Here is a 14,355-nt window from a genome sequence, read left to right as displayed (position 1 = left end):
AATAAAATGTACTTCAAACTTTCAGCGTCCGTCGCGGCCGTGGCGCTCTTTGCCGGCGCGCTTACGGCAAACGCAACCGAACTGCGCCTGTCGCATCAGTGGTCGAACGGCGATGTCCGTCACAAGGTTGCGCAGATGGTCGCCGATGACGTCGCCGCCGCCGATGTCGACCTCGACATAAAGATTTTCCCCTCGCAGTCGCTCCTGAAGGCTCGCGAGCAGTATAAGCCACTCAGCCGCGGCCTGCTCGACATGACCGTCCTGCCGCTCAGCTATGCCGGTGGTCAGCAGCCGGCCTATAATCTTACCCTCATGCCTGGCCTTGTGAAGAACCACGATCACGCAGCACGGCTGAACGAGAGCCCGTTCATGGATGCCATTGAGGAGATCATGGCGGAAGACGACGTGATCGTCCTCGTCCATGGTTATCTGGCAGGCGGTTTCGCCGGCAAGGAAAAATGCATCACCAATCCTGACGACATGCCGGGCCTTCAGACCCGTGCTGCCGGCAAGGCTTTCGAACAGATGCTGGCAGGCGCGGGCGCCTCCATCGCCTCCATGTCCTCTTCGGAAATCTACAACGCCATGCAGTCCGGCGTTCTGGATGCCGCGAACACATCCTCATCCTCCTTCGTCAGCTACCGGATCTATGAGCAGGTTTCCTGCTACACTCCGGCCGGAGAATACGCGCTCTGGTTCATGTACCAGCCTCTTCTCATGAACAAGTCCACCTTCGACGGACTGACCGAGGACCAGCAGAAGGCCTTGCTTGCCGCTTCCGAAAAGGCCCAGGCCTTTTATCTTGAAGAAGCCAAGAAGGAAGATGCTGCATCGGCTGAGGTTTTCCGCGACAATGACGTGGAGATCGCGGCCATGACGGAAGCGGACTTCGAAGCCTGGCGGGCCCTTGCAAAGGAAACGTCCTACAAGGCGTTTGTGGAGGAAACTCCCAATGGACAGCAGCTTCTCGACCTGGCGCTGTCGGTCAACTGACGCTCCTGGACGTGATCTGAACCGGGGCGGCAGTCTGCTGCCCCGCAAAACGTATTCTACCCGATTTCATTCGAAGGAGTGACCCATGGCGGGCCACAGTACGGTTGCGGTTGCGTATGCCGGCAACAATCCCTTTCTGCGCGGCGTTGCGGCAATATCGACTGTCGCCGGCTGGTGTTCGGCGGCGATGATCGTCATTGCCGTCGCCATCACCTGCCAGATGATATTCGTCCGCTTCGTGCTCAACGCCTCCACCGTCTGGCAGACCGAAGCCGTCATCTATCTCGTCATTGCCGCCACACTGGTCGGTCTTCCCTATGTGCAGCGGCTGCGCGGGCATGTGAATGTCGATCTGTTTCCTTTGTCTCTCGGCAAGCGCTCAAGATATTTTCTTGCCTGCCTGACGCTTTCCACCTCGTCCCTGATCGTCGCCGTGATGCTCTACTACGGCTTTGAATACTGGCACATTGCCTGGGCGCGCGGCTGGACATCGGACACGGTCTGGGGTGTCAGGCTCTGGATCCCCTATCTGTCGATCCCGGTCGGCTTCGGCCTTCTTCTGTTGCAACTGGTCGCGGATCTCTTCGCTGTCCTGGCCGGACTGGAAAAACCCTTCGGACTGGAGGACTCCTGATGGATCCGCTTTTTCTCGGCCTGCTGGTCGCCGTAACCACAATCCTTGTCCTGTTCTCCGGCGTCTCGGTCGCCATCGGCCTGCTGATCGTCTCCGCCGGTTTCCTGCTCGCCTTCGACGGCTCGCGCTCCCTTGAGCTGATGCCGGAAATCTTCTTCGGCAAGCTCGACAATTTTGCGCTCCTGTCGATCCCGATGTTCATCATCATGGGAGCCTCTATCGCCTCAACCAGGGCCGGGGCGGACCTTTACGAAGCACTCGAGCGCTGGCTGACGCGCATTCCCGGCGGGCTGGTGGTCTCCAATCTGGGCGCCTGCGCCCTGTTTGCCGCCATGTCGGGCTCCTCGCCCGCAACCTGCGCCGCCATCGGCAAGATGGGCATACCGGAAATGCGCAAACGCGGGTATCCCGACGGCGTCGCCGCGGGATCCATCGCCGCCGGCGGCACGCTGGGCATTCTCATCCCGCCTTCAGTCACCATGATCGTCTACGGTATCGCCACAGAAACATCGATTGGCCGTCTGTTCCTGGCCGGCGTCATTCCCGGCCTGATGCTGATGGGCCTGTTCATGACCTGGTCGCTCTATTCGACCTGGCGGAGCGGCAATGCCAGTGTCCTGAGCGCGGGCAGCTATTCGTGGAAACAAAGATTCGAGATCCTGCCTCGCGTCCTGCCTTTCCTGGCAATCATTCTCGGCGTTCTTTACGCCATGTATGGAGGTGTCGCGACGCCTTCGGAAACCGCCGCCGTAGGTGCCCTGCTGTGCCTGCTGATCGCCATGATCATCTACAAGCTCTGGAGTCCGGGCGCCTTGTGGGTCGTTCTGCGCGACAGCACCAAGGAAAGCGTGATGATCCTGTTCATCATCGCCGCCGCGGGCGTGTTCTCCTATATGCTCTCCTCGCTGTTCATTACCCAGGCCATCGCTGAATGGATCGGAACGCTTGATGTCAACCGGTGGGTGCTGATGGCGGCCATAAACGGGTTCCTGCTGATTGCCGGCTTTTTCCTGCCGCCGGTCGCCGTGATCCTCATGGCCGCGCCGATCCTCCTGCCGATCATTATCGCCGCCGACTTCGACCCGGTCTGGTTCGCTGTTGTGCTGACCATCAACATGGAAATCGGCCTGATTTCCCCTCCGGTTGGCCTCAACCTTTATGTTATCAACGGCATCGCGCCGGATATTTCGCTGAAAACGATCCTCACCGGTTCGCTGCCATTCGTGGGCTGCATGGTCCTGGCGATCTTTCTGCTGTGCCTGTTTCCGGATCTGGCCACCTGGCTGCCCGATACTGTCATGGGAGCACCTAGATGACATTTCTTGCGGACATCCTCTCAACGGTGTTCGAGAGAAGATATCGCTTCAGAACGTCCGACAAGGCGGATGACAGGCCACTGGAGGCGCTTGTCGCTGACCTGATCGGCGCAACAGGCGAAGTCTCCGGCGTCACCATGGCCCGGCAGATCCTCGGCCGTTACGCCACTCTGGACGACGATGAGAAGCGCGCTTTCTTTCATCACCTCGCCGAGGACCTGACCATCTCGGCTCCCGCGGTACGGGCCGCGCTGGAGACCTATGAGAAGGGCCAGTCGAAAGCCAGCTACCGCGCCTTCATGGAAGCTGTCGAACCGCCCCGCCAGGAGCTGATCCGCCGGCTCAACCAGGTCCCGGATGCAACACGTTCACTGGTCAGAATGCGCGAGGATCTCTTGCGGCTGGGCCGGGACGACGACGCCCTTCAGGCACTGGATCTGGATTTCCGCCATCTCTTCGGAAGCTGGTTCAATCGCGGATTTCTGGTTCTCAGGCCGATCAGCTGGGAAAGCCCGGCGCAATTGCTGGAAAAGATCATCGCCTATGAAGCGGTGCATGCGATTGACAGCTGGGAAGACCTGAGGCGCCGCCTGGAACCGGCAGACCGGCGCTGCTTCGCCTTTCTCCATCCCGCAATGCCTGACGAGCCGCTGATCTTTGTCGAGGTGGCTCTGACCAAGGGTGTTCCCGGGTCGATCCAGAACCTGCTCGCCGGCGACCGCGACAAGATCGACGCCGAACACGCGGACACGGCGGTGTTCTACTCGATTTCAAATTGCCAGAAGGGGCTTGCCGGAATTTCCTTCGGCAATTCGCTTATCAAGCAGGTCGTCACCGATCTCTCCATCGAATTGCCAGGCCTGAAAACCTTCGTCACCCTCTCACCGATCCCCGGACTGGTGAGTAAGCTCAGGAAGGATGGCAGGACTTTTGATCCCGCCGACGATGAGCAGATGCGGAGCCTTGCCGCCAGTTATCTTTTGACCGCCAAACGCGAGGACGAGCTGCCCCTTGATCCTGTGGCCCGGTTCCATCTCGGCAACGGAGCGCAAATACATCAGGTTCATGCCCGGGCCGACATTTCGGAAAAAGGCATGCAGCAGTCCGGCGGCGTCATGGTCAACTATCTCTACGACCTGTCGAAGGTCACGCAGAACCATGAGCGTTTTGCCTCCAGCCACACCATCGCCGCATCCTCGGAAATCCGGTCGCTGAGCGCGTCCGCCGAAGAAGCTCTCGTTTAGGATCCCATACCATGACCAACCCACTCTATGACCGGATGTTCGGCAAACATCCAGGCAAGAATACCCCCTTCCTTTACCTGCCGGACGGAACCGTCCTGAGTCATGCGGACTTCCTTGGAAAAGCGGCACGGATTGCTCATGTTCTGACAGAAAACGGACTTCAGCCGGGAGACCGTCTGGCCGCACAGGTCGAAAAGTCACCGATGGCGCTGGCGCTTTACGCCGCCTGTGTCCAGGCCGGCGTCGTCTTCCTGCCGCTGAACACCGCCTACACCGTTGATGAGCTGAGCTATTTCATCGAAAACAGCGGCGCCAGAACAGTCGTCTGCGATGATGCCCGGAAGACGTCGCTGGCGCCGGTTGCCGCGGCGATGAATGCGCGGGTCGAAACGCTGAACGCCGACGGATCCGGCTCCTTGATCGCGCTCGCCGAGACCATGCCAGAGCAGTATCCGACCGTCGAGCGAAGCAAGGACGATCTCGCGGCCTTTCTTTACACCTCCGGCACCACCGGCAGGTCGAAAGGCGCGATGCTGACGCAAGACAACCTCTTGTCCAACGCCGAGACACTTGCCGCACACTGGCGCTTTTCCTCCGGCGATGTGCTGCTGCATGCCCTGCCGATCTTCCATACGCACGGTCTCTTCGTGGCGACCAACATCACACTGGAAGCCGGGTCGTCGATGATCTTCCTGCCGAAATTCGATGTGGATGCCATGATCGAATGGATGCCCAGGGCCACAGCGATGATGGGTGTACCCACCTTTTACACCCGGCTGCTGCAGGACCCAAGGTTCACCCGGGACCTGACAAGCCACATGCGTCTCTTCATCTCCGGCAGTGCCCCCCTGCTGGCCGACACGCATCTGGAATTCGAGAAGCGAACCGGCCACCGCATCCTGGAACGCTACGGGATGACCGAAACCAACATGAACACCTCCAACCCGTATGACGGCGAGCGCCGCGCCGGAACGGTCGGCCATCCGCTGCCCGGTGTGGAGTTGAAAATCACCGATCCGGAAAGCGGCGAGACCCTGCCCCAGGGGACCGTCGGCCAGATCGAGGTCCGCGGTCCCAACGTCTTCAAGGGCTATTGGCAGATGCCCGAGAAAACCGCTGCGGAGCTGCGCGATGACGGGTTCTTCATAACCGGCGATCTCGGCCTGGTCGATGCGGACGGCTATGTCCATATCGTCGGCCGCAACAAGGACCTGATCATCTCCGGCGGTTACAACATCTATCCCAAGGAAATCGAGCTGGTCCTCGATGACCAACCCGGCGTTCTGGAAAGCGCCGTCATAGGTGTTCCCCATGCGGACTTCGGAGAGACGGTTCTCGGGCTCATCGTTCCGGCCCCCGGCGAGACCCCCGACCTGGACGCGATCATGGCAGCCGCCGGATCTTCACTCGCCCGCTTCAAGCATCCGCGCAAACTCGTCCTCGTCGACAGCCTGCCGCGCAACACCATGGGCAAAGTGCAGAAGAATGTCCTCAGGGAGCAATACGGCGACATGTTCGTGAGCGCATAAAAAATCCGGCAGTCCGCCCGCAAGACGAACTGCCGGACAGTTTTCCGCTCAAGCGCTCCGGGAGGATAGGAACGGCTGACCGGCGAGCTGCTCGAAAAGGCGGGCCACCGCTTCTGCCCCCGGGTCGTTGTGGCCGGAAAGATTTGCTTCGGAGACATAGCTGGCCCGCCCGGCGCGCGCACGCGTGATGCGGGCCGTGGCATCTGCTCCCTGACGCGCCTCCCTTGCGGCTTCCCCGATGCCCTTCTCCAGCGCATTCAGCGCCGGCATCAGCGCATCGATCATCGTCCGGTCTCCTGGCTGAGCGCCGCCAACCTGCATGATCCGGTCAAGGCCCGCCTTCAGCGCGCCGATCGCGTTGCGACCGCTGGAGGAGGCATCCCCAGCCGCCGCAAAAAAGATCGCCAGCAGAACACCGGACGAACCGCCCATGGTCTGGCTGAGTTCAAGGCCGATCGCCCGGTAGAGCTGGGTGAGATCGGCAAGCGGCAGCCGGTCGAGCGCCTTGATCAGCGCACGTGCGGCAGTCGCCAGCGTATTGCCCGTATCACCGTCTCCGGATTTGGCATCGAGCGCGTTGAGATCGGCCTCGGCTGCAATCAGGATATTGCAGCACTGCTCGATGAACGCGCGCATCTCAGGATTCTTTGAAGGGAGTGGCTGGATCGGCGCCAATCCGTCTGGCAGAGGCAGGATGGAAACAGGCCCGAGCGCCAGGCAACCGGGCCAGACCCACGGCGCCACCGGAGCCTGGAGCGCCGCCTCGTCCGACTTGCTCACCGGCAACAGCGACACGGAAAAACCGTGCATGTCCAGAGAGGTCATCATCTCGGCCGGCCCGATCAGCCAGCGGATCTGTCCGCCGATGCGCGACAGGGTCAACTCTTCGGCGAGCACCGCCATTTCAAGCGGCGTGGTTCCCCCGAGGTTGTTCAGGATCGCCACATGCGGTCCCGGGACCAGATTGGGCGCCAGCCGGTCGACCACCATTGCCATGGCCGCCTTGGCGTTGGAAAAGTCGACCTGCTCGACACCTGCCTCGCCGTGGATACCCAGGCCAAGCTCAGCTTTGCCCCTTTCGATCCGCGCCTCTTTCGGAGACCCCGGGATCGTGCAGGTGTCAAGCGACATGCCGATGGAGATCGCTCCGCCGATCACGCGCTGCGCGGCCTCGTGTACCGTCTCCAGATCCGCTCCCTGATCGGCCAGCGCACCGGCGATCTTGTGCACGAACAGCGTTCCGGCGACCCCGCGCGCCTGCGGCAGGTCCGGCAAGGCGACATCGTCGTCAACGACCACCATCTTGACCTTCAGCCCGAAGGCCCGCGCCCGTTCGGCCGCGAGGCCGAAATTCAGCCGGTCGCCGGTATAATTCTTGACGATCAGCAGGCAGCCTGCCTTGCCCGTGACCGCCAGGATGCCGGCAAGCACCGCATCCACCGATGGCGAAGCGAAGACCTCGCCGCAGACGGCCGCCGTCAACATGCCCTGACCGACAAAACCGGCATGACTGGGCTCGTGTCCCGAGCCGCCGCCGGATACCAGCGCGACCTTGGATTTGTCCCAGTCGGTCCGCACCACCACCTTGATATGCGGATAGCCGTCAAGGCGGGCAAGGCGGCCACCTGCCGTTCGCAAGGTCCCGTCGATGGCCTCGGTAACGAGCGTTTCCTTAGAGTTGATGAACTGCTTCATGTCCCGTCTCCTCAGGCGATACGCGCACCGCTGGCGTCAAAAAACAGCGGTTTTCGCGGTTGAATGGCGACGGTATCGCCAGGCTCATAGTCCATACGGTTTTCCGAAAGGGTGACAATGTCATGGCCTTCAAGCGACAGATGCAGACGGATCTGGTCACCCAGATGCTCCACCCGTCTCACATTGCAGGTCTTGCCCTCTCCTTGCGAAATATGTTCCGGCCGCAAACCGATTGTTTTCGCGCCGGTCGGCGCTCCGGCGAACATGTCCGCAGGCAGTACATTGATGCGCGGCTGACCGAGCCGTCCCGCCACATAGAGATTGACCGGATCCTCGTAGATCTCCCGCGGAGACCCGAACTGCACCAGCCTGCCTTCATCGAGAACGCCGACATGGGTTGCCATGGTCATCGCCTCGATCTGGTCATGGGTGACATAGAGCATCGTCGCGCCCAGGCTTGCCTGGATGCGCTTCAGCTCGATACGCAGATCCGAACGCAATTTCGCGTCCAGCGAACTCAGAGGTTCGTCCATCAGGTAGATCGCGGGATTGCGAACCAGCGCCCGGCCGATGGACACACGCTGCATCTCGCCTCCCGATAGGTTCGTCGCCCGGTTGTTGAGCTTGTGGGAAATCTTCAGGACCTCCGCGACTTCCGCCACCTTGCGGTCGATCAGGTCCTCCGGCGTCTTCAGAAGCGGCGAGCGCAGCGGAAAAGCCAGATTGTCCCTGACACTCAGATGCGGGTAGAGCGAGTACTGCTGGAACACCATGGCAACGTTGCGCTGCGCCGGCGTATCCCTGACCACGGACCGCCCGCCGATGACCAGGTCTCCCGCATCGGGCTGCTCCAGTCCGGCAATCAGCCGCAGGATTGTCGTCTTGCCCGCACCCGTGGGACCCAGCAGCGTAACGAAAGCCCCGTTCGCAATCGTCAGGGAGACCTGGTTGACGGCAACCGTATCGCCGAAGGCTTTCGAGAGCCCGGAAAGCTTGACCTCAGACATGGGACAGCACTCCCTCGTTCAGCTCGGACCTCAGCGCCCTGCCCGTCTGGTTGTCGAACAGCGTGACGGTGGCACCATCAAATTCCAGCCCGACATGTTCTCCTGCCCGGACAGGCTGGTCTGACGGGATGCGGGCCTTGAGTTCCCCGCTGCCGGTTTTCAGGGTCACGATCTGCGTCGTTCCCAGATATTCGCTGGCGATCACCTCGCCGCGATAGGTTCCGCTGTCGCTGAGCGAAATATGCTCCGGCCGGATGCCATAGACCAGATCGCCTTCGAACGGTTCCTGCAACCTTGGAACCTCAAGTTCCTGATGGTGCATGACAACGGTGCCGGAACCTGCATGGACCTGGCCGTGAAATCTCAGGAAGTTCATCGAGGGAGAACCGATGAAATCGGCGACAAACATTGTGGCCGGCTTGTCGTAGATGTCCCTCGGCGTACCGAACTGTTCGATCACCCCGTGGTTCATGACGACGATCTTGTCGCCCATCTGCATGGCTTCAAGCTGGTCGTGGGTCACATAGACCGTGGTGGCGCTCATCCTGTCGTGCAATGCGCGCAACTCTTCCGCCATGTGTTCGCGAAACTCGGCGTCGAGCGCGCCAAGCGGTTCGTCCATCATGAAGGCCTTCGGGTCGCGGACGATCGCACGCCCCAGCGCCACTCGCTGCCGGTCGCCACCGGACAGTCCGCTGACGGGCCGATCGAGAATGTCGCCGATGCCAAGGATTCGGGAAACCTCATCGACTTTCTCGGCGACCTGTTGTTTCGGCATGCCCTGACTGACCAGCGGATAGCTGATGTTCCTGCGCACATTCAAGTGCGGATAAAGGGCGAACATCTGGAAGACGAAAGCAATGTCCCGCTTGCTCGCCGGCCTTTGGCCCACTTCCTCGCCGTCGATATAGATCTCGCCGGAGGTCGGCAGTTCCAGCCCGGCGATCATCCTGAGTGTGGTGGTCTTGCCGCAGCCGGACGGGCCGAGCAGCATGAAGAACTCGCCATCCTCGATCTTGAAGGAGGAAGACTGCACCGCCGTGAAGTCGCCGAATTCCTTCCTGAGGTTTCTGATCACGATCTCGGCCATGGCGTTATTCCGGAAAATGGCTGACGACGATGAACATCACCGTTCCGGTCAGCGTGACAATGAAGGAGTAGGTGTAAGCCCACAGGACCAGAGGCTGCATCAGCATGATCACGCCAACGGCGATCAGCAAGGATGCGAGCAATTCCCAGGCCCCTCGGCGGAAGCGGACCAGACCGCTGAAAAACGCGCTCATTTGCGTACCGCTCCAAAGGTAATTCCGCGCAGGAGATGTTTGCGCAGCAGGATTGTGAACACCATGACCGGCACCAGGAACAGCGTCGCGCCTGCAGCCACAGCCGGCCAGTCCTGGCCACCGACGCCGATGATGGTCGGAATAAAGGGGGGCGCTGTCTGGGCCGTGCCGGAGGTCAGCAGCACCGCGAAGGCATATTCGTTCCACGAGAAAATCAGGCAGAAGATCGCGGTGGAGGCGATCCCCGTGGCCGCCTGCGGCAGGACAACCTTGTAGAAGGCCTGAAACCGCGTATAGCCGTCGATCAGCGCTGCTTCCTCGTATTCACGCGGGATCTCGTCGATGAACCCCTTCAGCAGCCAGACGGCCAGCGAGATATTCACCGCCGTATACAGCAGGATCATGCCCAGATGGGTGTCCGACAGCCCGAGGGTTCTGAACATCAGGAAGATCGGAATTGCGACCGCGATCGGAGGCATCATCCGTGTCGACAGAATGAAGAACAGCAGATCGTCCTTCATCGGCACCTTGAACCTGGAAAAGGCATAGGCCGCGAGTGTCCCGAGGAAGACCGACAGGAATGTCGACCCGAAACCAATGATGACGGAGTTGAGGAACCGCTCGCCGTAGCGGGACGGACCGGCGATCACCATATCGCGGTTGCGCACGATCTGCTCATACCACGAGGCGGGCGGCGGCAGGGATTCCAGCTGTTCCGGTGTGACCCGCGTGCGCGTGGTGAAGAGATTGACGTAACCTTCCAGAGACGGTTCGAAAAGCACCTTCGGCGGATAGGCGATGGCATCGACGGGTGACTTGAACCCGGTTGTCAGGATCCAGACCAGCGGCAGCAGCGTGATGACCGCATAGACTATGACCAGTGTGCCGGCCGCCCACTTCTGCCGCGAAGACGGTTCGGTGATCGAATAGCTGCTCATCTTTCTTTCACCTTGTTGAGAGCCTTCACATAGATCGAGGCAAGACCGAAGACGGTGACGAACAGGATGATCGCATAGGCGGAGGCATATCCCGTGCGCCACTTCTCGAAGGCTTCGCGCTTGAGATTAATCGAGGTGAGTTCCGTCACCGAGCCCGGCCCCCCGCCGGTCAGTTGCACGACAAGATCGAACATCTTGAAGTTTTCGATGCCGCGGAACAGGACGGCCAGCATGAGAAAAGGCAGCACCATCGGAACGGTGATCGTCCAGAACTGCCGCCATTTGCTGGCCCTGTCGATTTCTGCCGCCTCATAGATATAGTCAGGTATCGATCGCAGCCCCGCCAGACAGATGAGCATGACGAAAGGCGTCCACATCCAGGTGTCCACGATCACGATGGACCAGGGCGCCAGCGCGACATCCCCGATCATCTGAAAAGACGAAGGGTCGGCCTCGGTCAAAAACGAGATGCCGTAGTTGAACAGGCCGATCTGCGGCTGATAGAGGAACGTCCAGAAATTCCCGACCACCGCCGGCGACAGCATCATCGGCAGCACGATCAGTGTTGTCCAAAGGTCATTGCCCTTGAATTTCCGGTTGATCAGCCAGGCCAGTGCAAACCCGATCAGCACCTGCAGGACAATCGTCCAGAAAAGGAAATGTGCCGTCGCCTGCATCGTCAGCCAGATATCACCGTCGGTCAGGATGCGCTCGTAATTGCGCAGGCCAACATAATCGACCTCCCTGTTCGGCCGGTTGGCGCGAAAGTTGGTAAAGCTCAGGTTGATCGTCCACATCAGCGGGAAGATGTTTACCGCGAGCAGCAGGAAAATGGTCGGAGCGACAAAAAGCCAGGCAATCGTACGATCGGAAAGCCCTCTGATTTTACCGGCAACGGAAGGCGGCGTTGCTTTTGCCACTCGGTCGATTGGGGTGTCGGACATATGATGCTCTTCTGGAGAAACAGACCCGGATAGATTCCGGCCACCGGTAAGTCCGGGTCAGCCTGACCCGGCAGCCCGGACGGGCTTTCAGGTCGGGGCGGCCCGCCATGCGGGAGGGCCGCCTCCTTTATTGATTTCTGGAAAGGCCCCTAGAGTTTGCCTTCGTCCTCGAAGGTTTCGTTCCAGTCCTCGATCAGTTTGTCGAGCGCTTCCTTGGCGGTTCCCACATCCGCGACGACGTAGTCATGAAGGCGCTTTTGCATTGCCAGCAGCAGTTCGGCATAGGCCGGCTCCTGCCAGAAGTCCTTCACATTATCCATGGCCAGCAGGAAGTCCGACGCGAAGGGGGCGCTGTCCGCGAAACCCGGGTCGTTCAGGACGCTGACATGACAGGAATAACCGCCGAGGTCCCACCATTTCTTCTGGACGGAAGGCTGGGCGAACCATTTGACATATTCAAGCGCCGCATCCCGCTTGTCGGAATAGGAGATAACGGAGATCCCCTGCCCGCCAAGTGTCGAGGCTTCGACATTCTGGCCGGGATTGACGAAGAACCCGATCTTCTCGCCGCCGACATCCGGATCCGCGTAAAGACCCGGGAAGAAGGCGAACCAGTTCATCGCCATGGCCACCTGTCCGGATTTGAACGCGTCAAGCGACTGCTCCATGTAGCTGTCGGTATAACCCGGGGGTGTCGCTGTCTTGTAGAGCTCCTTGTAGAACTCGAGACCTGCAACGGCTTCGGGCGAATTCACCGCGCCTTCCATGTCGTATTTGCCCGGTGTCATCTCGTATTTGAAACCGAACGGATACATGGAGCTGGTCGCGCCCATGGTGATGCCTTCCGAACCGCGTTCGGTGAAGATCGCCGCGCCATAGCGTTTCTGGCCGTCGATTTCACGCTCCTGGAAGAATTGCGCGACTTCCAGAAGCTCAGCCTGCGTTTTCGGCGGAGTCAGATCGCGGCCGTGCTTTTCCTTGAACGCAGCCTGAATTTCCGGCTTCTCGAACCAGTCCTTGCGGTAGAACCAGCCGTTGGCATCGCCCATGGCCGGCAGGGCGTAATAATTCGGCGTCCCCTTCGGCCATGTGGAATAGGCATAGACGGTCGCCGCAGCGAAATCGTCCATGCTGATGCCTTCCTTGTCGAAGAAGTCGTTCAGCTTCACATAGTGGCCATTCTCGGCACCGCCGCCGATCCACTGACTGTCGCCGATGAGCAGATCGCAGAGCTTTCCGCCGGAATTCAGCTCGTTCAGCATGCGGTCCGCGAAGTTCGGCCAGGGCACGAACTCAAAGTTCATCGTATGCCCGTATTCAGCTTCGAATTCCTTGGACAGCTCGACAAGTGCATTGGCCGGATCCCAGGCCGCCCAGCACAGGGTCAGATCATCGGCCTGAGCCCTGGGCACTGCCAGTCCGCTTGACGCTACAAGAGCGGTCGCAGCGAGAAGTTTCGCATATTTCATGGGTGATTTCCTCCCGAATTGGTCGCGCACCGGCTTCCACCGGGCGGCAGCACTCCTCCAAGTGCTCAAGAAGACTAACTGACATACGTATGTCACGTCAATTATATTCCTGACATACGTATTTCTTTTCAGTCCGCAAGAAATGATTCAAAGCTGGCGCAAGCTGCGTAAATTACTGTTTCTTATGAATATTCGGCATGCCGCAGACGTCCGGAACAACTTTAATAAAGGTTCTCGCGGACGATGATTTCGATGCGGATTTGCTCCTGAGCCTCAAAAATAAGGGTTCTGTCGCACTTGGCCCGCAGGACCCTGAGAGCGCTGCGCACCAGATGCCCGACATTCTGCGCGATCACCGCATCGATCTCGTCATTGAGCAGCGCCTGGCGCGTAACGGCGGTCAGATCGTGTGCGACCACGACGAGATGATTCAGTTGCGCGTTTTCCCTCAGCGCCTCCAGCATCGCCGCATTGCCAGAGCCCATGGAATAAATCGCCTTCAGGCCCGCCTGGTCCGCAACCGCATGGTCCAGCGTTGCGCGGATTCGCTGCGGATCGTCATGAAATTCGACGGTCGGCAGCGCCTTGAGCCGCGGAAAATCGCGGGAGAGGATTTCATCCAGCCCGAAACGCCGCTCGATACTGTCGCGCGCCACCATGGAATTGGTGACGACAAGTATGCTTCCGGTCTCGTTGCGCAGAAATCTTCCGAGCAGCGCCCCTGCCGTCTTGCCGGCGGAAAAATTATCGATCCCGACGAAGTGGTGACAATTGCTGTTTGGAAGGTCAGAGACGAAGGCGACCACGTAAACGCCGGCGCTCTTGATATGCGCAATGGCATCACGCACCTGCGGCGTTTCCGGCACCATGATTGCCACCCCGTCCAGGGTAGCAAGGTTCAGCCGCTTCAGGTGCTCCACGACCGCATGCGGATCGGCGGCATTGACGAACATCACCTCCACATCCACCCGGTCGGAAACCTGAACGCTTGCGGCCTCGTGAACGGCCAAGGCAATCGTCTCGACAAAATGGTTCAGCCCCTCCGGCAGAACGAAGAGGAACCTGTACCGCCGCTGCTTGGCAAGATTGGCAGCATAAGTGTCCCGCACATAGCCGAGTTTTTCGACCGCGGCTCTGACCCGCTCGGCATTTTTGGGTCGCACATCGGTCCGGCCGTTCAGCACCCTGTCGACCGTCGACAGGCTGACGCCGGCCTCGCGCGCGATATCGTGTACGGTGGGTTTGACCATTGCACCTCCAGAGGAGGTAAAATTGCGCGGACAACTGACATACGTCAATCAGT

Annotated in this window: 13 protein-coding genes; 5 read left to right on the top strand and 8 right to left on the bottom strand. The window is 60.0% G+C overall.

What is annotated here, in order from left to right; genetic code table 11:
- Positions 1-6: 6 nt before the first annotated feature.
- The 5 genes from dctP (at position 7) to OA90_RS17655 (ending at position 5,716) form a co-directional block, all read left to right on the top strand.
- A complete protein-coding gene (dctP, locus tag OA90_RS17675; RefSeq protein WP_068414921.1) occupies positions 7-993 on the top strand; it encodes a TRAP transporter substrate-binding protein DctP in 987 nt (328 codons plus the stop codon).
- Between the two features lie 85 nt (positions 994-1,078).
- Positions 1,079-1,627 carry a TRAP transporter small permease gene (locus OA90_RS17670; protein WP_068414918.1) on the top strand — a complete coding sequence of 183 codons (549 nt, stop codon included), beginning with the start codon at positions 1,079-1,081 and terminating at the stop codon, positions 1,625-1,627.
- Complete coding sequence (locus tag OA90_RS17665) at positions 1,627-2,943, top strand: TRAP transporter large permease (protein ID WP_068414915.1); 1,317 nt, start codon at positions 1,627-1,629, stop codon at positions 2,941-2,943. Before OA90_RS17670 ends, OA90_RS17665 begins: the two co-directional genes overlap by 1 nt.
- Positions 2,940-4,187 (top strand): malonyl-CoA decarboxylase, encoded by a 1,248-nt coding sequence (locus OA90_RS17660; protein ID WP_068414912.1) that lies wholly within the window; start codon positions 2,940-2,942, stop codon positions 4,185-4,187. The genes OA90_RS17665 and OA90_RS17660 overlap by 4 nt, the downstream gene beginning before the upstream one ends.
- Before the next feature lie 11 nt (positions 4,188-4,198).
- Complete coding sequence (locus OA90_RS17655) at positions 4,199-5,716, top strand: malonyl-CoA synthase (RefSeq protein WP_068414909.1); 1,518 nt, start codon at positions 4,199-4,201, stop codon at positions 5,714-5,716.
- Positions 5,717-5,764: 48 nt separating this feature from the next.
- On the opposite strand, the gene OA90_RS17650 is transcribed toward OA90_RS17655, so the two are convergent.
- The 8 genes from OA90_RS17650 to OA90_RS17615 form a co-directional block, all read right to left on the bottom strand.
- Complete coding sequence (locus OA90_RS17650) at positions 5,765-7,411, bottom strand: dihydroxyacetone kinase subunit DhaK (protein WP_068414906.1); 1,647 nt, start codon at positions 7,409-7,411, stop codon at positions 5,765-5,767.
- Positions 7,412-7,422: 11 nt separating this feature from the next.
- Positions 7,423-8,418: an ABC transporter ATP-binding protein gene (locus OA90_RS17645; protein ID WP_068414903.1), complete on the bottom strand. Its 996-nt coding sequence runs from the start codon at positions 8,416-8,418 to the stop codon at positions 7,423-7,425.
- Complete coding sequence (locus OA90_RS17640) at positions 8,411-9,508, bottom strand: ABC transporter ATP-binding protein (protein WP_068414900.1); 1,098 nt, start codon at positions 9,506-9,508, stop codon at positions 8,411-8,413. The genes OA90_RS17645 and OA90_RS17640 overlap by 8 nt, the downstream gene beginning before the upstream one ends.
- A gap of 4 nt (positions 9,509-9,512) precedes the next feature.
- Positions 9,513-9,701 (bottom strand): hypothetical protein, encoded by a 189-nt coding sequence (locus tag OA90_RS17635; RefSeq protein WP_068414896.1) that lies wholly within the window; start codon positions 9,699-9,701, stop codon positions 9,513-9,515.
- Entirely contained in the window at positions 9,698-10,639 is a 942-nt protein-coding gene (locus tag OA90_RS17630) for a carbohydrate ABC transporter permease (RefSeq protein ID WP_068414892.1), read from the bottom strand. The genes OA90_RS17635 and OA90_RS17630 overlap by 4 nt, the downstream gene beginning before the upstream one ends.
- Entirely contained in the window at positions 10,636-11,583 is a 948-nt protein-coding gene (locus OA90_RS17625; protein WP_068414889.1) for a sugar ABC transporter permease, read from the bottom strand. Before OA90_RS17625 ends, OA90_RS17630 begins: the two co-directional genes overlap by 4 nt.
- 149 nt (positions 11,584-11,732) lie before the next feature.
- Entirely contained in the window at positions 11,733-13,052 is a 1,320-nt protein-coding gene (locus OA90_RS17620) for an extracellular solute-binding protein (RefSeq protein ID WP_068414886.1), read from the bottom strand.
- Between the two features lie 221 nt (positions 13,053-13,273).
- On the bottom strand, positions 13,274-14,302 hold the full coding sequence (locus OA90_RS17615; RefSeq protein ID WP_068414883.1) for a LacI family DNA-binding transcriptional regulator: 1,029 nt from the start codon (positions 14,300-14,302) through the stop codon (positions 13,274-13,276).
- Between the last annotated feature and the right edge of the window lie 53 nt (positions 14,303-14,355).

This window comes from Labrenzia sp. OB1 (genome assembly GCF_001624695.1).
Taxonomy (GTDB): Bacteria; Pseudomonadota; Alphaproteobacteria; order Rhizobiales; family Stappiaceae; genus Roseibium.
Note: the sequence above shows the minus strand (reverse complement) of the source record. Positions and strands in the feature narration are given on the sequence as shown.